The sequence below is a fragment of the Kitasatospora sp. NPDC004272 genome (assembly GCF_053603035.1).
The window spans coordinates 59427-78498 of the sequence record NZ_JBSGET010000018.1; the positions used below are offsets into that span (position 1 = coordinate 59427).

Sequence of the window (19072 nt, forward strand, 5' to 3'; positions counted from 1 at the left end):
CGGGGCGCAACGCACCGGAGACCTGACGGGCCATCATCTGTCCTTCCGACCGTCTGACTTGATGGCCGAGCGGGCCGGTTCAGGCGGTGGCCTCCGGGATGCCGAGCAGTGCGAGGAAGGCCGCGGTCGCCGGAGTGGGGCCGGTGCGCGGCCAGACCACCGTCTCGATCCGGGTCGGCGCGTCGGTGACCTCGACGACGGCGATGCCGGTCAACTGCGGCACGTATGCGGCGGGCAGCATGGCCACCGCCAGCCCCTGGCCGACCAGGCGCGGGATGTAGGACGCCTCGTCGACCTCGAAGGCCACGTCGCGCACCAGCCCGGCGGCGGCGAACGCCAGGTCGGTCTGGGCCCGCCCCGCACTGCCCGCCGGGAGGTCGACGAAGGGTTCGGCAGCCAGGTCGCGCAGCGGCACCCGCCGCCGGGAGGCCAGCGGGTGGTCCGGGGCGACCGCGGCGACCAGCCGGCCCCGGGCGAGCTCGCGGGCCGTCACGCCCTCGGGCCGGAAGGTGGTGGGCAGTCCCAGGAAGGCGACGTCCAGGACCCCTCGGCGGACCTGCTCGACCAGGTCCTTGCTGGCGCCGACCCGCAGCCCGATCCGCACCCGCGGGTGCCGGCCGCGGAACTCGCGCAGCCCGGCCGGAATGTCCACCGCGGTGACGGTCGAGATCAGCCCGACCGCGAGCCGCCCGCGCACCTCGCCGACCGCCGCCGCGACCTCGGCCGCCGCCCGCTCGGCCGCCTCCAGGCACTGCCGGGCGGCGGGCAGGAACGCCTCCCCGGCGGAGGTCAACCGGACCCTGCGGCTGGTGCGTTCGAACAGGCGGGCGCCCAGCTCGTGTTCGAGCCGGGCGATCTGGTGGCTGAGCGCCGACTGCACGACCAGGCAGCGCTCGGCGGCCCGGGTGAAGCTCAGCGTCTCGGCGACCGCGAGGACGTAGCGCACCTGCTGGAGTTCCATGCGATCCATCGTGGAACGAGATCGATGGGCTGACAAGCATGTGTTGGACTCATCGATCGGGCCGGGGCGAGACTGCCGGACATGAGAGCGAACACCGGCACCATCCCGACCGTCAGCCCGCTCGACCCCCCTTCCCCGTCCGCTGGTTCGCCCCGGGACGGCAGCGGCCGGGGCCCGGGCGCCGGCGTCCTGCGCCGCACCGCGCTCACCGCGCTCGCCCCGGCGGTGTGGGGCACCACCTACGTGGTCACCACCGAGCTGCTGCCGCAGGGGCACCCGGCGTTCGCCGGCCTGCTGCGCGCCCTGCCCGCCGGGCTGATCGCCCTGGCCCTCACCCGGACGCTGCCGCGCGGCGCCTGGTGGGGCAAGGCCGCCGTGCTCGGCGTGCTGAACATCGGGCTGTTCCTGCCGCTGCTCTTCACCGCCGCCGAACGCCTGCCCGGGGGCGTGGCCGCCACCCTCGGCGCCGCCCAGCCCATGATCGTCGCCCTGCTCACCGTCCCGGTGCTCCGCCAGCGGCTCTCCCCGCGGCGGCTCGGCTGGGGGCTGGTCGGCGTGGCCGGCGTCGGACTGGTGGTGATCGGACCGAGCGCGGCACTGGACGCCGTCGGCGTGGCGGCCGGCCTCGGCGGCGCCGCCACCATGGCCCTCGGCGTCACGCTCACCAAGCGCTGGGGCCGCCCCGAGGGCGTCGGCCCGCTCGCGCTGACCGGCTGGCAACTCACCGCCGGCGGCCTGTTCCTGCTGCCCCTCGCCTTCCTGTTCGAGGGTGCGCCCCCGGCGGTCGACGGCCGGGCCGCGCTCGGCTACCTGTGGCTCGGCCTGGTCGGCGGGCTGCTCACCTACGCGCTCTGGTTCCAGGGCATCGGCCGGCTCCCGGTCACCGGCGTCGCGGTGCTCGGCCTGCTGTCGCCGCTGGTCGCGGCGGTGCTCGGTGCGCTGCTGCTGGGGCAGACCCTCGGTCCGGTGCAACTGCTGGGCTTCGCGCTGGCCCTGGCCTCGATCGTGGCCGGCCAGCTGCCCGAACGGCGGGCCGTCGCCCGCGCCTGAACGGGCGCGCGGGCCGGACTCAGACCCGGCGGATGGTGCTGATCGTCAGCGCGTCGACCGCCATGGTGCGGACCGGGGCCCCGGGCTTCGGCGCGTGCACCACGGTGCCGTTGCCGATGTACATCGCGACGTGGTCCTGGGCGCCGTGCACGTTGTAGATCACCAGGTCGCCCGGCCGGGCGTTGTGCCAGTCGCGGCCCACGCTGCTGCCGACCCCGGCCTGCTCCTGCGAGGTGCGCGGCAGGTGGACGCCGGCCTGGGCGTACGCGTACACCATCAGCCCGGAGCAGTCGAAGCTGTTCGGGCCCTGGGCGCCCCAGACGTACGGCTTGCCCCGCTGGTCGAGCGCGACGTCCACGGCGGTCTGGGCGGCGGCGCTGCTCGCCTTCGGGAGGGTGGAGATGTCGATCCGGCTGGAGTCGCGCGAGGCGGTGCCCGCGCCGTCCGCCAGGATCGCGGCCCGGTCGGCGGCGCTGAGCCGGTTGAGCAGTCGGCGCGACTCGGCGAGCTTGGACTGCACCTCGATCTTGGTGTCGTTCAGCGTCCGGGTCTCGCCGTCCAGCTCGGCCAGGACCGCCGCGGTCTCCTGCTTCTGCTGGTCCAGGCGGCGCTGCTGGTCCTTGAGCGCCTTGAGGACCTCGCTCTGGGTGCTGGCGGCCTGGTCGAAGGAGGACGCCTTGGCGAGGTACTGGTCAGGGTCGGCGGAGAGCATCAGCTGCATCGACGGGTCGACACCGCCCTGCCGGTACTCGTCGGCGGCCACCTGCGCGAGCCCCGCGGACAGTTCGGTCAGCTGCTCCTGGCTCCGGGCCACCTGGTCCTGCAACTGGCCGGCCTGCTGGCGCAGCTGGTCGGCCCGCTCCTTGGCGCCGTTGTACTTCTCGGTGGCCTGCTCCATCTCCTCGGAGAGCTTGTCGACCTGGGCCTTGACCTCGTCCTTGGACGGCTGGGCCGGTGCCGCCTGGGCACCGACCTGAGCCGAGAGGGCCACCGCGGTCACGGCGGCACCCGTGAGGGCGACCACCCGGGCGCGACTCGGCTGCTTGGGACGGCGGTGGGAGGCCATCGAGGCTCCTTCTTCCGGTCGGACTCATTCGTTCGAGTGATCGTACGAATGTGAGTTTGAAGCCAGACCGTAATGAAATACCGGCGCCGCGTCCACTCCCGCACCGTCGAACCCGACCGTCCCGGTGGAGCGCTGACCGTTCGTCAGCCGGTGGTGGCACGGGAGGAGCGTCGATCCACGGGGCGTCACACGGGAGGGAACCGGTCGGCGAACGGCCGCCGCACGGCTCGCGGACCGCTCCGGGCGAGTGGCGTCGGGTGCGGCGGGCGGTGAGCACGGTGGGCACCCCGGGCGGGGTGGCCGGTGGGGACCGACGCAGAATGGGTGCGTGTTCGAACTGACCGCGGAGGAAGAACTCCGCACCGCCACCGACGACGACAGCGTGCTGGTCTGGGCCGCCCAGGGCTTCACCGGCGGCGCCCGCGCCTGGGCCCGCGGCCGGGCCGTCGCCGTCGCCTCCCCCGCCCTCTCCGGGCGCGACCGGATCGCCGTCCGCGGCCCCGTCGAGGACCTGCTGCCGCTGCTGGACGAGCTGATGGCCCTCGTCGGCCCGAGCTACCGCCCGTTCGGTGACGCCGGGCTGCTCGCCGAACTCTGCGCCCGCCGCGAGGGCCTCGAACTCAGCGGGCGCTTCGGGTGGATGCAGCGCACCGCGGCCGGCCTGCCGCCGCTCGACGGCGCCGGGGCGGTCGGTGCCGGGGCGGTCAGTGTCGGGACGGTCGGGGTGGTCGGTGCCGGGGTGGTCGGGGCGGAGGCGTTCGGGACGGGTGCGTTCGCGGGCCGGGTGGCGGGCGAGGGTGTCGGCGGTCGGGGCCGGGCCGCCGCGCACTGGCTCGCGCCCGGCGAACTGGACGAGGCCGCGGAGCTGATCGACCGCCACTTCCCCGCCTCGCACGCCCACCCGCACCGGCCGGGCGTCCGGGCCTGGGCGGGCGTCCGGGACGAGGCGGGACGGCTGACCGCCGTCGCCGCCGACGCCTGGCCCGCCCCCGCCGTCGGCCTGCTCGCCGGGGTCGTCAGCGATCCCGTGCACGGGCGCGGACGCGGGCACGCGGCGGCGGCCTGCCGACTGGTGCTCGACGGGATCCTCGGGCGTTCGCCGTGCGCGGCGCTGATGGTGGACGCCTGGAACGAACCGGCGATCGGGCTCTACCGGCGGCTCGGGCTCGAACACCGGACGCTCGACGCGGCCGCGCAGCGCTGACCGCAGGGGACCGGGGCCGCGGCCGGGGGCAGGCCAGGGCGGGGCGGAGCGGACGGACGGACGAGCGGGTGGACGTACGGACACGCGGTGCGTGCGGCACAGAAACGGCGCTGCGGTGGCGGGGATCGTCACCGGCGGTCGCTGGCGTGTTCGCATGACCGATGCCGAGCGCGATCTGCGCCGTCTGCTGCCCAGCGGGGAGCCGAGTGCCGTGGCCGATCTGCTGCCGACCGGACGGCTGGTCAGCCCCGGGGAGGACGAGGAGGGCCTGGCCCCCGTGCTCTGGCTGAGCGACGGGCCCGCGCCGTTCGGGCTGTGGGAGGGACTGCACCGCGAGCACCCGCGCAGTGGTCTGTGGCCGCTGCTGCTCGCACCGCTGCGGGCGGGGGAGGAGGAGTTCCGGCCGTGGCGGACGGGCGAGCTCAGCACCGTCTCGGCCAGCGAGCCCGACTGGTACGACCCGGCCGCGCTGCTGCGCACCGGCTGGGAGTACTCGACGCTCGTGGACTCCGACGGTGAACCGCTCGACCCGGAGGAGAGCTCCGAACTCGGGCGCTCCGTCGCCCCGTTCCTCGACGGCTGGCCCGGCACCGCGCCCGCCGCCGGGAGCGTCGGCGACCCCGACGGGGCGGCCCGGGCACTCGCCCGGGAGTTGTGCGCGGGCGACGCGGGACTGCGGATCGGCCTGGTCGCCACCGCCACCGGGGCCGAGGCGCTGACCGCCTGCGGGTGGTGCGGCCCGGTCAACCACGAGGACGACATCGCCAAGGTGTCCGCCGTCCTGCTGGACTGGGAGCGTCGCTACGGCACCCGGCTGGTCCAGGCCGGCTTCGCGGAACTGGAGTTGAGCGTGCCCGCCCCGCCCGAGGGCGCGGGGAGCGCGCTCCGGATCGCCGCCGAGCACTTCGCGTTCTGTCCCGACAACGTCTTCCAGGGCGCGGGCACGCTCACCGAGTACGCCGCCGGACTGGTCGGGGCGGGGCGGTGGTCGTTCTGGTGGGACTGACCGGCCCCCGCAGCCGGAGCGTCCCCGGGACCTCTCGGTTTCCCGCGCGCCACTCCTGCCTTACCGTCAACTTCGTTTGATCGTGGTCCGCCCGCAGGGGTGAAGAATCGCACGAAGATTCGCCCCGCTGGGTGGTTTGGTCTTCGGAGGACAAGGTTCCCGCCCCTGCGGCCCCTAGGGTTGCCGACGAGACGAAAGCAGTACGGGTCGGGCCGAAACGCCCAGGGGGGAGCAAACCATGACGGAAACGATCAGGACGAACGCCGACGCCGCCGGGAGCGCGGCCGGGGCGGGCACCGCACGGGCCGGAGCGGACTCGATGCTGCGCCGCACCCTGGGCGAGCAGCGGATCGCGCTGGTCGCCTGGCGGCTGCTGGTCCTGCAGAACGCGCATCCGGCGGTCGGCGCCGGGGTCAGCCAACTGTCCACCTACCGCAACCACCCGTGGCGGCGGATCGAGCACACCATGGACAGCGGCCGCCGCCTGTTCTTCTCCGACCGGGAGGCACTGCGCCGGGAGATCCAGCGGCTCGAACGGAGCCACCACCGGATCTCCGGCACCGACGACCGGGGCCGCCCCTACACCGCGCTCGACCCCGCCGTCCGGGTCTGGGTGCTGGTGACCCTCTACGAGGCGATGACCGCCCTGCGGGCACTCTCCGGGCGCCCGCTGCGCCCCGCCCAACTTGACCGGCTCTACCGGGAGTTCCGCGAGGTCTGCACCGCCTTCGAACTCCCCGACGAACTGTTCCCGCCCACCGCCGCCGACGTCTCCGGATACATCCGCGCCACCATCCGGGACACCCTGGAACTCACCGAAGCCGCTCAGGACATGCTGTACACCGTCCTGACCCGCGCACCCGCCCCGCGCCGCCTCGGCCGACTGCGACCCGCCTGGCCGCTGCTGCGCCGGATCGTCGCCCGCTTCCTGACCGCACTCACCCTGGCCGACCTGCCACCGGAGTTCCGCGCCAAGTTCGGCCTGCCGCGCAGCCGGGGCGCGGCGGTGCTCTCCTGGTTCGTCCACCGCGGTGCCCGGACGGTGGCGCTGCAACTGCCCGACCACCTGCGCTACCGCACGCTGCCCAGCGGCGACCGGGCCCGGCCGCCGCAGGCCGCCGCACCCCGCCGCGCCCGCAGGCCACGACCACGCCGGGACAACCGGCCGGGGCGGATCGCCGCCTTCTACCGCCAGGTGATGGACCAGACCGGTGACGGGCGGCTCACCTCCGCCGACTTCGAGGCGATGGCGCACAACATCTGCTGGCCGCTGGAACTGGACCAGGCCGGAGAATCCGCCGTGTACGCGGCCTTCGACACCTGGTGGCACCACCTGCTGGCCACCATGGACGCCGACGGGAACGGGGAGATCTCCTGCGAGGAGTTCGTCACCGCCATGCTGGCCGGCACCGACCGCGACCCGGCCTACCTCGACCAGGGCCTGCACGTCGCCGTCCGTGCCATGTTCCACGCCGCCGACCGCGACCACAGCGGCCTGCTGGACGCCGAGGAGTACCGCACCCTGTTCGGCGGCTCCCGCGTCCACCCGGCCGAACTGACCCACGGCTTCCGTCAGCTGGACACCGACGGGGACGGACAGATCACCGAGGAGGAGTTCGTGAAGGGGTTCACCGAGTTCTTCACCGCCCGCACGGAGAGCGTCGCCGGCACTCAGCTGCTCGGCCGACCATGACGGCCTGACCCCGCGACCGGGCCGGTCACGGCCGACGAGGGAGGGCAAGCAGCGCTGCGGCCGCCACCGCGTTCCGATCCTTGACAACTGCACAGTGCGACGGAGCCCGTGCGCGCCGGGAGGACGGAGAGGGCGAGCCGGCCGTCGGAGGGGGTGGGAGGCTGGACGGGGCCACGCCGGAGCAGGCAGTTGGTGGCGGAGTTGCCGAGTTACCGGCCGATCGCGCTCTGAACCCGGCAGAGCAGTGACGGCAGAGGTTCGTCGACACCGTTGGGCCGTCCCCTCCACAGGGGGGGAGGGGACGGCCCAACGGCTCGGGGCGGGACGGTACAAGGACCGTCAGCGGGTGGTGGGGCGGGAGCGGAGCAGGGCGCGGCCCGGGAGGGCGGTGGCGGCGAGGCAGAGCAGGGCCGTTCCGGCGGCGAGCGGGAGGGCCGTGCCGAGCGGGACGTGGGGGGAGGAGGAGGTGAGAGCACGGGTGATCGGGGTGAGGGTGGTCCAGGCGATGGCGGCGCCGGTGGCCAGGCCGATCACGGCGATCAGCAGGGCCTCCCAGCGGAGCATCGCGCGGACCTGGCGGCGGGTGGTGCCCGCCAACCGCAGCAGGGAGATCTCGCGGCGGCGGTCCAGCACCGTCATCACCAGGGTGTTGGCGGCGCTCAGTGCCGCGAAGCCCGCCAGCACGGCAGCCATCACGTTGTTCGCCCAAGCGCCCAGTTCGCGCTGCCGGTCCGCCTGTGCCGCGTAGCCCTGGCGGTCCGTCACCGACAGCCCGCCGGGGGCGAGCCCGGAGAGGGCCTCGGCGGTGGCGGCCCGGTCCGTGCCCGGGGCCTGCGCGACCAACAGTTGGGTCGGGTAGGAGGACGTGCTGTGCGCGGCGGAGGTGGCACCGGGGAGCAGCGCCTCGCCGAGGCCGAGGCCCCGGCCGTAGGTGGCGACCACCGTCGGCTCGACCCGGGTGCCGTCACCGAGCCAGAGCGGGGCCCGCTCACCGACCCGGACGCCGAGGCTGTCGGCGAGCGTCGAGTCCAGCGCGATGGTGTCCGCGGAACCGGACAGGTCGGCCAGCGAACCGGAGGTGACACCCAGGTCCAGTACCGACGGCAGGGCCGCCAGGTCACCGTCCACGCCCAGTGCGGTGGCCGTGCCCAGGACGTCGCCGGACTGCTGGTACACCAGCCCGGTCGGCCGCAGGGCGACCGCCGCGGTCACCCCGGGAACCTGCCCGGCCCGCTCCACCGTGCCCGCCGGCAGACCGGGGCGGCCGGGCTGCGCGGTCACCACCAGGTCGGCCGTCAGCCCCTGGCGGACGTGCTCGGCCGCGGTGTGCTGCAGGCTCGACTGCAGGAACACCAGCGTGCCGCAGAACGCCGTCACCATCACGATCGGCACGGTCGCCGAAGCCAGCCGCCGGGACGAGGCCCGGGCGTTGTCCGCGGCCAGCGAAGCCGGCGCCCCGCCCGCCCGCAGCAGCACGCCGAACAGGCCCACCGCGCCGCGCACCAGCCACGGGCCGAGCAGCGCCACCGAGACCAGGAAGCACAGCACCACGCCCAGCGCGGTGTTGGCCGCCGCCTCCCCCGTCAGGTTCGCCGCCACGACCGCGAAGACCACCGCACCCGCCGTGAACACCGCACCCGTCACCGTCCGGGCCACCCCGGGGCGACCCGGCCCCGCAGTCGCCTCGCCGAGCGCCTGGGAAGGCCGCATCCGGGCGCTGCGCCGGGCCGCGAACCACCCGGCCGCCAGCGCCGTCACCGTGCACGCCGCGACGGCGGCCAGCACCGGCAGCGGGCCGACCCCGAGCACCACGTCCGGGGGCACCGCACCGCGCGAGACCAACTCGCCGAACCACCAGCGGGCCAGCGCCAGACCGGGCAGCACACCGATCGCCGCGGCCACCGGGGCCACCAGCGCCGCCTCCGCGGCGATCGACCGGCGGATCTGGCGGGGCGTCGCCCCGATGGTGCGCAGCAGCGCGAACTCCCGGGCCCGCTGGCCGGTCGCCAGGGCGATCGTCCCGGCCACCACGAACACCGCCGTCATGGCCGCGATCCCGCCGAAGGACCCGCCGATCCCCGTCAGCATCTCCTTGGCCCCGTACAGCGCGGGTTGCTCCACCGCGCCGCGCTGCCGGTCCGTCGACACCTGGGCCCGCCCGTCCAGCGAGTGGCGCAGTTCGTCGGCGAGGCCCCGCGGGTCGGTGCCCGGGGCGGGCCGCACCACGATCGCGTCGATCCGGCCCGGGTGCCCGGAGATCCGGTCGGCGGTGGAGTCGGAGAACCACACCGTGGCCGATCCGGGCTGCGCCTCGGCCAGGCCGGAGACCCGGTAGGCGGCACTGCCCGCGGGGGTGGTGAGGGTGAGGGTGTCGCCGGGGGCGAGGTGCGCGGCGCGGGCACTGGCGGTGTCCAGCACCAGTTCCCCGTCGGCGGGCGCCCGGCCCTCGGCCAGCCGCTCGCCCGGGGCGATGCCCAGCGCGCCCCAGCCCCGGCCGGTGAGCCCGGAACCGTCGGACAGCCCGTCCCCGCCGACCGGTCCGGAAGGGCCGGACCGGCCGGTGCCGGTGGCCGACACCTGGAACGCGGAGTCCGGCAGGGCCCGGTCGACGCCCGGCAGGGACGCCACGGTGGCGGTCAACCCGCTGTCCAGCCGGGCCCGTTCGGGGAGCGACTGGCTGATCGTCTCGCTGTCCTCGCCGCGCTTGACGGTCGACTTCACCTGCTGGTCCGCCGCCACCACGATCGGTGCGTCGGCGTACCGCACGGGTGCCACGCTCGCCGTCAGGCCGGTCTGCAGCAGCACGCCGCAGGCCGTCACGACGGCGGAGGCGAACAGCAGGGCGAGGAACGTTCCCGCGAAGGACGCGGGGCGGAAGCGCACGGCGGCGCGGGCCAGTCCGTTGCTCATGCGGTCGGCTCCAGGGTGCGGGTGGCGGTCGGTCGGGCGGTGGCGGGCCCGGGACAGCGGGCCGCGCGGGGGAGAGTCATGCGGGGGAGGGTCATGCGGCGGCCGTCGCGGGGGTGGCGGAGAGGGTGAGCATCCGGTCGGCGACGGCGCGCGGGTCGGGATGGCGGATCTCGCCGGCGAGGGCGCCGCCGGCCAGGAAGACCGCGCGGTCGGAGAAGGAGGCGGCGACCGGGTCGTGCGTGACCATCACGACCGTCGCGCCCAGGCCGTCCACCGCGTCCCGCAGGAGGCCGAGGACCTCGTGGGCGCTGCGGGTGTCGAGCGCGCCGGTCGGCTCGTCCGCGAAGATCACGTCGGGGCCGGTGACCAGCGCGCGGGCCAGCGCCACGCGCTGCTGCTGGCCGCCGGAGAGCTGCCCGGGGCGGCGCGAGGCGTGCTGGTCCAGGCCGACCCGGGACAGCAGTTCGCGGGCCCGGGCCCGGTCCTGCCGCAGACCGGCCAGACGCTGCGGCAGCAGCACGTTCTGAAGGACCGTCAGGGACGGCAGCAGGTTGAAGGACTGGAAGACGAAACCGATCCGGGTGCGCCGCAGCTTGGTCAGCCGGTCCTCGCCGAGCGAGCTGATTTCCTGCCCGGCCAGGAACACCTGGCCCGCGTCCGGTCGGTCCAGGCCCGCCGCGCACTGCAGGAAGGTGCTCTTGCCGGAGCCGGACGGTCCCATCACGGCCGTGAAGGTGCCCGCTTCGAGCACCAGGTCGACGTCGGCGAGCGCACGCACCGCGTTCGTGCCGCGCCCGTAACTGCGGCGCACCGCGCGCAACTCCACGGCGGGCACCCCGGTGGCGGGCCGGGCGGGCCCGGGGGCGGCGGACGGGGCGGGCCGGCCGGAGGCGGAACGGCGCAGGCGGGGCGACATGGTGGAGCCTTCCTCGGAGACGGCGCCCCGGCGGTCTCGCTCCGGGACACCGTCAACGCTAGGAAACTCGCAGGTCACCCGCCATGAAGGCGGCCGGTGGCTTCGGGGTGGGGGTATCCCCACCCCCGTGGGGCGGGCAGCCCCCGGCGCGCCCCGTCGGTCAGACCGGCTTCGCGGCCGAGGCCGGCAACTGGTTGGTGGCGGCCAGTACCTCGCTGTGGAGCTCCGCGCCCGCGATGCGGCGCAGTTCGGCGATCTCGGGGTCGGCGACCGACACCGTGAGGGTGTAGGGCGCGGGCCCGGTGATGGTGCGGTGGTCGTCGGTGACCGGCGCCAGGCCGGCGGCCAGGGCCTGCGCGTCGACGCCCGGGCAGAGGGCGGCGGCGGGCAGCACCACGTGGGCGGAGGCGCCGGCCCCGGTGACCAGCCAGCCCCGGCCGTCGGGGGTGTGGGCGGCGTCCTCCACCGCGCCGGTCAGCCCGTAGGCGGCGGCCACCACACCGTTGGGCCCCTCGATCTCGACCGCCACGCCCGCGCTGCCCAGGGGTGCGGGGAGCGCCAGAGCGGTGTCCGAGCCGGAGCCGAGCTGCAGGTCGAAGACGAACTCGCCGGGCTGGTCGGCGCCCGCCTGCCGGTACCCGTAGGAGGCGAAGCGCAGCCAGGGGCCGGTGGGCTCCCCGGTGGGGACCGCATCGGCGGCGGCCGGGAAGCGGTGGTAGCCGTGTTGCCCGCACTTGCTGCCGGCGAACGTGCCGCCGTCCGGAAGCGCCCGGTCGGCGGCGGGGCGGGGGCTGCCCGGCCGGGGGCCGGCGGCGGTGACCTGCGGGGTGTGCGCCCGGTTCGGGCCGAACAGCAGACCGCCGACCACCAGCAGGACGATCAGGGTGCCGAGCACGGCCGTCCAGCGCTCGCCCCGGCTGAGCGTGCGGAACCGGGTGCCGAGCGGATCGCCGTCGCGGCGGCGCGGCCGGCGGAGGCGGAGGAAGCGCCCGGACCGCCCGGTGGAGCGGTTCCGGCGGGCCCGGGCCGGGCCGTCCACGGACCAGCGGCGGCCGCCCGGGTCGACCGGGGGTTCGCGGCGCCAGCGTTCGGCGAGCATCCGGGCCCGGGCGGACGGTTCGTTCACGGTGGCGGCACGGACGAAGTCCTCGTCCAGGACCAGACCTTCGAACGGGTCCGGGGGCTCGATGGCATCGGGCGGGCGGCGGTCGGGCATTGCGCCAGTATGCCCGCCGGAAGAGCCGTCGCGGGACTATGTTCTGGATCACGGACGCGGCAATCCGGAAAGGTCCCGGTGGGGTCCGCCGTCCGGGGAGGACGACTGCGGTGCCGCAGATCCTGATCGACCACTCGCCGGGCCTGGAATTCGACGTGCTGGGCTTCGCCAAGGAGGTGCACCAGTTGATTCCCGAGGTCATCGAGACCCGGGCGGCCGACTGCAAGACGCTGGTGCGTCCGGCCGCGCGGCACCTGGTCGGCGACGGCGCCTCGACGGAGGCCGTGGTGCTGGTGGAGATCAAGATCCTGGCCGGCCGCAGCGCCGAGGCCAGGAGCACCCTCTCGGCCCGGGTGACCGATCTGCTGCGCGGGTACGTCCGGGTGCCGGCCGCGTTCGGTGTGGAGATCACCGAACTGGACCGGGAGAGCTACGTGTTCGTGCACCACCCCGGCCGGTGAGGGACGGGTCCGGTGCTCCTGGCGGGGCGCCGGGCCACGCGAGGTGGGGTCGATCGGTCGACCGTTGACCCGCCCCGCCTGGAGGGCCGGATCGTTTTCCTCGGCCGGAGGCAGGGGAGGCGGCTGCAGGGGAAGCTCGGGCGGCCGGGGACGGCACCCGCCGGGCGGCGGTGGCGGGGGCCGGGGTGGGATGGCGGGAGGGAAAAGGGGACCGGGCGGGCCTGCGGGGTCAGGCGGGGCACCGGCAGGGATCAGGCGGGGATCAGGCGGGGACCGGCTGGCGGGACGTCACGGCCGGGGCGTCACGAGCAGTGCGTCACAGGCCGGGGGTGGATTCGTCGAAGAGCAGGCAGCGGGCCCGGTCGTCCAGGTCGAGGGTGCGTCCGGAGATCACCTGGCGGCCCTGTTCGTCCACCTCCCGCGCGGTGTGGTGGATGCCCTTCGCCCGGCTCAGGTCGGGGACGCGGGCGGTGCGTTCCGGGTAGCCGCTGCCCGGGAGGAAGATCAGGTACTCCCAGTCGCGGGCCGGGTTGTGCACCGTGGAGCAGGAGTTGGGTGACAGCCGGATGGTGACGAAGTCCTTGTCGTTGGCCACCGCCGAGCGTCCGAATCCGAGCACTCCCGTGCGGGTCAGGTCCAGCCGCGGGGTGGCGGTGCGCTTCTCCTGTTCGAACACCCAGATCCGGCCGGGCTCCTGTTCGTTGTAGTCCTCGTGCTCGTAGAGGCAGAACGCGTCGGCCGGGCAGGCGGCGACGCCTTGTCCGCGCACCAGGTGGGCGCCGGAGCGCTGGGCGGTGGCCGCGTTCGCGGGGCTCGCGGTGACGGCCAGCAGGAGCAGTCCGGCCGAGGCGCGAGTGATCATCTTTTCCATGTCCCACCCAACGAGACCCGGGCGGGCCGGGCACGCGGGCGCCCGGCTTTCATGACGGTCCGTCACCCGAGCGGCGGCTTTCCTCACTCAGAGCGACGATTCGGTGTTGAAGTGTCACTGCGGGGTGGTGGGTTTCACCCGGTGAACAGGCGAGCGAGCGGTTCGGGCGGTGGTCGGGCGGCGCGGCGCGGTCCCCGGCCCGGGGCCGGTTCAGGGCCTGCGGAGCAGGAGTTGCCCGCCGGGGCCGGCGGGGGAGCGGCGGGCGGTCCCGCCCCGGCAACGTACGACCCGGGGCGGGACCGGGAAATCGGCGTGTCGGGTGGGCGGTCGGTGGTGCATGCTCGCGGGATGCTGCTGACCTGGATCGCCGAAGTGGCGGACGAACCGCTGGTGCTCAACCCCGACCGTCCGCCGGAGGAGTGGGAGACCAACACCTGGTTGATCGGCCCGGACGACGGGCCCGCCCCGTCGGTCGCCGAGGTGGTCGCCGCGTTCCGGGGCACCGCGGACGGGATCCGGCGGCGGATCGCGGACCTGCCCTACGACGGGCCCGCCACCTTCTACGTCTGGCACGACGAGCTGGCCGGTCAACTGCGCTGCTCCACCGGCTCGGTGGGGCCGGACCGGCTGCCCTTCGGCGGTCCGTACTACCCGGTGGAGGAACTGGAGCCGATCGTCGAGGGGTACCTGGCCGACGAGGACCCGGGTGTCGTGCACCTGGACGAACTGCGGGATCCCGATGACGAGGCAGAAGGGGAGCCGCGGCCGTTCCCGGTCTGGGTCGCCGCGGTCGGTGCGTAGCGCGGGAGCGGCGGCCCGGGGCGGCCTTGCTTGTGCCGCTGCTCGGGGCGTGTCTATGTTGAGCGGGAGTTCGATCGTTCGGCAGGATGCAAGAAGAGGTGCAGCGGCACGATGTGTGGCCCCCGCCCGGCAGTGTGGCACGGGAGCGGAACCGGTTCGACCGGCGTTCCGCGGGCGAAGGAGGCGTGAGGTGACCGGCACCCCGGACGCCATCGGCGCCCTGCTCGGATCCGGCCCCCGGCGGGCCGTCCCGCTGCCCGAACCGGCCGAACGCGAACGCCTGCGCGTGCGGTACGGCCTGGGCAAGACCGAGACCGCGCAGGCCCTCGGCATCAGCACCAGCACCCTCACCGCCTGGGAGCAGGGCCGCCGCGACCCCCAGGGCGAGGGCCGCGCCGCGTACGCGCGCCTGCTGGAGGGCATCGCCGCGCAACTCGGGGCGGAGGAGGGCGGCGAGGGGCCCGCGGAGCCCGAGGCGGCCCCAGTTCCGGAGCTGGCCCCGGCCCCGGAGCCCGAGGCGGCCCCGGAGCCGGAGATCGCGGTGGAGCCGGAACCCGGGCCGGGGCCGGGGCCGGCGGTGATGCTCGACCAGCATCCGGACGGTTCGCTGGTGATGGCCGCGGCCGCGCCGTGCGTGCAGTGCGGGCAGCTGTCGGTGTACCGCGCGCAGGGCAGGCCGATGCACCTGGGCGGTTTCTGCCGTCCGCCCGTGGCCGGGTCCGCGCCCGCTCCGGTGGCCGCGCCCGCTCCGGCGCCCGTGGTCGCGCCCGTGCCCGCCGCCGGACCCGCGCCCGTTGCCGCGCCGGTGGCGAAGGCCGCGGTCGGGCGGGGGACGGGCGGGGCGACCCGGGGCGGGGGCGGGAAGGCGCGCAAGGCCGTGGAGGCGGAGGACTGGGAGCAGGCGGCCGCCGCGCGGTTCCCCGGCGGGCCGTTGGCCGTGGTGGAGGTGGCGGCGGACGGGCGCGGGCTGGTGGCGTACGGCGCGGACGGCGCGGAGCTGGCGGGGGAACCGCCGACCGGGCCGGGCGTGGCCGGGCTGCTGGAGTGGGCGCTGGCGGCCCGTCTCGGATCGGCGCGGCTGCACCGGTACGGCAAGGACGGCGACCCGCTGGTGGTGCTGACCGACGCCGCCGCCACCGAACTCGGCCTGCCGCCCGCCGGGCGCGACGAGAAGACCCAGTACGTGCCCCGGCTCGGCCGGCTGCCCGACACCCACAAGCAGGTCAAGGCGCTGGCGAAGGACGGCTGGCAGCTGACCCGGCGCGGCTTCGGCCCCTGGGCCCGGATCTACCGCGAGCCCGAGGCCGGACGCCGCCAGTGCGTGCAGCTGTGCGTGCTCCCCTGGGGCGCGCTGGACGGCGGCGGCTGGAAGCTCCCGGCGGGCCTCGCCGCCCCCGAACTCGCCCGCCTGCTCGGCACGTACGCCACCCGGGTGCACACCCCGCGCGGCTCCACCGCCGTCTCCGGGCTGGAACTCGTCACCGCGCTGCGCCCGCCGACCCGGCCGGTGCGCACCGGTAGCGGCTGGACGTCCGGCCCGGTGGAGGGCTCCCGCTCCCGGGCGTTCGACGCCGCGCCGCCCGAGGTGCCGGACGAGCACCCGCTGGCCGCCGAGCGCGAGGACGACGCCGTCCTGGTCACCGAAGCCTGGGACTGGCACCGTCCGCTCACCGACCGCGAGCAGACCGCGCCGTTCGCCGTCGGCCTCGACGTCAACATGGCCTTCCTGGCCGCCGCCGGGCGGCTCAACGTCCCGCTCTCCGAGCCGGTCCACGAGCTGAACCCGGTCTTCGACAAGAAGACCCCCGGCAGTTGGCGCGCCGACCTCAGCGGCCTCGTCCTCGACCCGCTGCTGCCCAACCCGTTCACCGCCGACGGCGGCGCGCCCACCGGCCCCGCCTGGTACAGCACCGCCAAACTCGCCTACGCCGTCGAGCTCGGCGCCGACGTCCGCCCCAGCGAGGGCTGGCTGCGCCACGAGTCGGGCCCCTACCTCGACCCGTGGCACAAGCGGCTGCGGCAGGCGTACGTCGACACCATGGCCGCGCTCGGCGTCCCGCTCGACCTCGCCGACCGGGACCCGGCGGCCTTCCTGGACGCGATGGCCGCGCTCGGCGGGGGCGACCCGGCCGAACTGGCCGTGCTCGGCGCGATCAAGCAGACCGCCAAGGGCACCATCGGCAAGTTCCGCGAGCGCCCGCGCGGCTTGGGCTACCGCCCCGGCCAGCGCTGGGCCGCCCTCGACCGCCCCACCTGGGACCCGCTGGTGCGCGCCCTGGTGATCGACACCGCCACCGTCAACCTGCACCGCAAACTCGTCCGGCTGCACGCCGAACTCGGTACCCCGCCGTTCGCCGTGCTCTCCGACTGCGCGGTCTTCGCCGCCCCCGGGCCGTCCGCGCCGGACGTGCTGCGCCGCCCCGACGGCGGCCTCAGCACCGCGCTGCGGCTCGGCGTCTCGCCCGGGCACGTCAAGTTCGAGGGCAGCCGGCCGCTCGCCGAGGTCCGCGAACTGCTCGCCGACGGCGCCAACCCGGCCCGGCACATCAAGACCGGCGGCCTGGTCTCCGCCGACGAGTGATCCACCACTGCCGACAGAACCACTGCCGACAGAACCGCCGCCGACAGAACCACCGACCAACGAACCGTTCCGGCCCAGCAGCGAGGAAGTGACGCCCCGTGGGGGAGATCGACGAAGGACTCGAACGGGTCGAGCGGACCAAGCCGATCCCGCGCACCGTGCCCGCCCGGGTCCGGTACCTGGTCAAGCGGGCCAAGGGCTCCACCCGGGCGGTCGCCGCCGAACTCGGGGTCTCCCAGCGGACCGTGCAGCGCTGGCTCAAGGGCGCCATCGCCCCCAAGCCGGACGCCGCCCGCCGGATCGAGGAGAGGGTGCGGGCCACCTGGCAGCCCGGCGTCCGCCGCCGGGTCCGCCGCCGGGCCGAGGAGCAGGGCTTCATGCTGCACATCCAGGCCCGGTTCGGCTACAGCGCGGCGGGCGGATCGACGGACGACCCGCGCGAACGGCTGATCACCCAGCACCTGCCCGGCGACGTCGCCCGCGAGCTGTACGCCGCCCGGGACGCCGGGGCGAGCGAGGCCGCGCAGCAGCGGATCCTGGCCGGCGCCCTCCAGGACCACTACTTCAAGGACCGGGGCCGCCGGGCCGACGGCCTGACCGCCGAGATCAACGACCTCGGCTGGCTGGAACTGGAGCTCTGAGCCGCCGTCACCTCCCCGGGTCGGCAGCCGGTGGTGACTGAGTGCTTCAGTTGGCGGATGAGCGGATGAGCGGATGAGTTGGCGAGCTGAGTGTGCGGCATCGATGACGATGGCGAGTTGGTCGGCCTGGTGGTCGAGTAGCGCCTTCAGCTCGCGGTGACGGGCATCCTGCAGGGGCAGATTCCGCAGGCCAGCGTGGCGGGCGGCGCGAATCTGGTCGGGGCCGTCCCTGACCGGGAGTCAGGGACGGCCCAGGGCCGAAGCCGGGGTGATTCCCGATGCACCGTCGGCTGGTCGAACGACACCATGATCGAGGACGTTCGACCGGCGTCCGACGTGCTCACCCGGAGGAGACCGATGAACGCCTTCAAGCGACGCCTCACCCCGCTGGCGCTGGCCGCCGCTGCGCTGGTCGCCACCACCGCCACAGCCGCTCCGGCCCTGGCCGCTGGTGCGCCGGCCGTCCAGGCGGACGCCGCCACGCAGAGCGCATCGCCGATCGGTGCCTCCGGGCTCAACACGACGGCTCTGGACGCGGCGGTCGGCCTGCACCCCGGCGACCGGGTGGGTGGTCAGCTGGCCCGGGTCAGCACCCCGGAGCAGATCTGGCGGGGCAGCTCCTCGGACGCCTTCACAGGTCGGCCGATCTCACCCGACGCGCACTTCCACATCGGCAGCATCTCCAAGGCATTCGAGGCCACGGTGGCCCTCCAGCTGGCCGCCGAGGGGAAGCTCGACCTCGACCAGACCGTCCAGCACTACCTGCCCGGCCTCCTGCCCGACAGCTACCGGCCCATCACCGTAAAGCAGTTGCTCAACCACACCAGCGGCCTGCCGGACATGCAGGCGGGAATCCCAAACCCCACCGCCGACCAGCTGATCGGCGAACACCTCCAGTACTTCACCCTCGACGACGTCATCCACTCCAGCCTGCACCCGGCGGACGGCTCGACTCCGCCCCTGCACTTCACCCCGGGCAGCAAGCAGGAGTACAGCTCGCTCGGCTACCGCATCGCCGCCAAGATCATCGAGCAGGTGACCGGCAACTCCTTCGGCGACGAAGTGACCAGCCGGGTGATCCGGCCGCTCCACCTGAACCACACATCCGCCCCCGAGGGCGACACCCGGATGCCCCGGCCGGCCCTGCACGGCTACGTCATCGACTCCACCGGTCGGCCCGTGGACGTCAGCGAACAGGGCGACGACGCCACCGCCGTCATCTCCACCGCCCCTGACCTCGACCGCTTCATCAGCGCCCTGTTCAGCGGCCGACTGCTTGCCCCCGAGCAACTCGACGAGATGTTCGCCGTCCCGCTCGACAGCGCCGGCACCCCCCTCCACTACGCGGACGGCAGCGACTGCAACACCGGCCCCGCCAGGGGCACGGCCTGCTACGGCGCCGGTCTGACGAGCGTCACGCTGCCCGACGGCACCGTCCTGTGGGGCAAGACCGGCCACGACATCGGCTACGCCAGCGGCGTCTTCGCCACCCGCGACCTGAAGCTGCGCACCGTCTACGCCGTCGGCACCTCCACCGCCGACAACGGCGGCTCCCCGGCCGTCGTCAACCGCCTGATCACCGCCCTGCTCACCCCGCCTCAGAAAGTGTGGGGTAATTAGCTGATTACTGATCGTTGAGGTCGTCGGCGAGGCGGCGTGCTGCTTCGGTCTCGATGGGGCCGCGTGGCTCGATCT

The 19072-nt window shown here is 74.9% G+C and carries 15 protein-coding genes; 9 read left to right on the forward strand and 6 right to left on the reverse strand.

The window, feature by feature from the left end; genetic code table 11:
* Nucleotides 1-79 precede the first annotated feature (79 nt).
* Nucleotides 80-961 carry a LysR family transcriptional regulator gene (locus ACWEO5_RS08670; RefSeq protein WP_452161418.1) on the reverse strand — a complete coding sequence of 294 codons (882 nt, stop codon included), beginning with the start codon at nt 959-961 and terminating at the stop codon, nt 80-82.
* A gap of 81 nt (nt 962-1042) precedes the next feature.
* Here ACWEO5_RS08670 and ACWEO5_RS08675 point away from each other — a divergent pair, with 81 nt between their 5' ends.
* Nucleotides 1043-2011 (forward strand): EamA family transporter, encoded by a 969-nt coding sequence (locus ACWEO5_RS08675; protein ID WP_452161420.1) that lies wholly within the window; start codon nt 1043-1045, stop codon nt 2009-2011.
* A 19-nt stretch (nt 2012-2030) separates the two neighbouring features.
* Here the strand turns inward: ACWEO5_RS08675 and ACWEO5_RS08680 are convergent, their stop codons facing one another.
* Nucleotides 2031-3077, reverse strand: coding sequence for an NlpC/P60 family protein (locus ACWEO5_RS08680; protein WP_452161422.1), 1047 nt, complete (start codon nt 3075-3077; stop codon nt 2031-2033).
* 328 nt (nt 3078-3405) lie between these two features.
* Here ACWEO5_RS08680 and ACWEO5_RS08685 point away from each other — a divergent pair, with 328 nt between their 5' ends.
* From ACWEO5_RS08685 to ACWEO5_RS08695, 3 genes are all read left to right on the forward strand, one after another.
* A complete protein-coding gene (locus ACWEO5_RS08685; RefSeq protein ID WP_452161424.1) occupies nt 3406-4281 on the forward strand; it encodes a GNAT family N-acetyltransferase in 876 nt (291 codons plus the stop codon).
* A 154-nt stretch (nt 4282-4435) separates the two neighbouring features.
* The gene (locus ACWEO5_RS08690) at nt 4436-5287 is read left to right on the forward strand and encodes a DUF4253 domain-containing protein (protein ID WP_452161426.1); all 852 of its coding nucleotides are present in this window, start codon (nt 4436-4438) and stop codon (nt 5285-5287) included.
* Nucleotides 5288-5525: 238 nt separating this feature from the next.
* A complete protein-coding gene (locus ACWEO5_RS08695; RefSeq protein ID WP_452161428.1) occupies nt 5526-6980 on the forward strand; it encodes an oxygenase MpaB family protein in 1455 nt (484 codons plus the stop codon).
* 339 nt (nt 6981-7319) lie between these two features.
* On the opposite strand, the gene ACWEO5_RS08700 is transcribed toward ACWEO5_RS08695, so the two are convergent.
* The 3 genes from ACWEO5_RS08700 to ACWEO5_RS08710 form a co-directional block, all read right to left on the reverse strand.
* On the reverse strand, nt 7320-9890 hold the full coding sequence (locus ACWEO5_RS08700; RefSeq protein WP_452161430.1) for an FtsX-like permease family protein: 2571 nt from the start codon (nt 9888-9890) through the stop codon (nt 7320-7322).
* A gap of 91 nt (nt 9891-9981) precedes the next feature.
* The gene (locus ACWEO5_RS08705; protein WP_452161433.1) at nt 9982-10806 is read right to left on the reverse strand and encodes an ABC transporter ATP-binding protein; all 825 of its coding nucleotides are present in this window, start codon (nt 10804-10806) and stop codon (nt 9982-9984) included.
* Nucleotides 10807-10966: 160 nt separating this feature from the next.
* Nucleotides 10967-12022, reverse strand: a complete 1056-nt coding sequence (locus ACWEO5_RS08710; RefSeq protein ID WP_452161435.1) for an SCO2583/SCO2584 N-terminal domain-containing protein — start codon at nt 12020-12022, stop codon at nt 10967-10969.
* A gap of 110 nt (nt 12023-12132) precedes the next feature.
* Between ACWEO5_RS08710 and ACWEO5_RS08715 the strand changes: the two genes are divergently transcribed.
* The gene (locus tag ACWEO5_RS08715) at nt 12133-12483 is read left to right on the forward strand and encodes a 5-carboxymethyl-2-hydroxymuconate Delta-isomerase (protein ID WP_452161437.1); all 351 of its coding nucleotides are present in this window, start codon (nt 12133-12135) and stop codon (nt 12481-12483) included.
* 316 nt (nt 12484-12799) lie between these two features.
* Here ACWEO5_RS08715 and ACWEO5_RS08720 read toward each other — a convergent pair whose 3' ends face one another.
* On the reverse strand, nt 12800-13345 hold the full coding sequence (locus ACWEO5_RS08720; protein WP_452161439.1) for a hypothetical protein: 546 nt from the start codon (nt 13343-13345) through the stop codon (nt 12800-12802).
* Between the two features lie 357 nt (nt 13346-13702).
* Between ACWEO5_RS08720 and ACWEO5_RS08725 the strand changes: the two genes are divergently transcribed.
* From ACWEO5_RS08725 to ACWEO5_RS08740, 4 genes are all read left to right on the forward strand, one after another.
* On the forward strand, nt 13703-14155 hold the full coding sequence (locus tag ACWEO5_RS08725; RefSeq protein ID WP_452161441.1) for a hypothetical protein: 453 nt from the start codon (nt 13703-13705) through the stop codon (nt 14153-14155).
* A gap of 190 nt (nt 14156-14345) precedes the next feature.
* Nucleotides 14346-16736, forward strand: a complete 2391-nt coding sequence (gene tap / locus ACWEO5_RS08730) for a telomere-associated protein Tap (protein WP_452161443.1) — start codon at nt 14346-14348, stop codon at nt 16734-16736.
* Between the two features lie 98 nt (nt 16737-16834).
* On the forward strand, nt 16835-17377 hold the full coding sequence (gene tpg / locus ACWEO5_RS08735) for a telomere-protecting terminal protein Tpg (RefSeq protein ID WP_452161445.1): 543 nt from the start codon (nt 16835-16837) through the stop codon (nt 17375-17377).
* Nucleotides 17378-17734: 357 nt separating this feature from the next.
* Nucleotides 17735-18997: a serine hydrolase domain-containing protein gene (locus ACWEO5_RS08740; protein WP_452161447.1), complete on the forward strand. Its 1263-nt coding sequence runs from the start codon at nt 17735-17737 to the stop codon at nt 18995-18997.
* Nucleotides 18998-19072 lie beyond the last annotated feature (75 nt).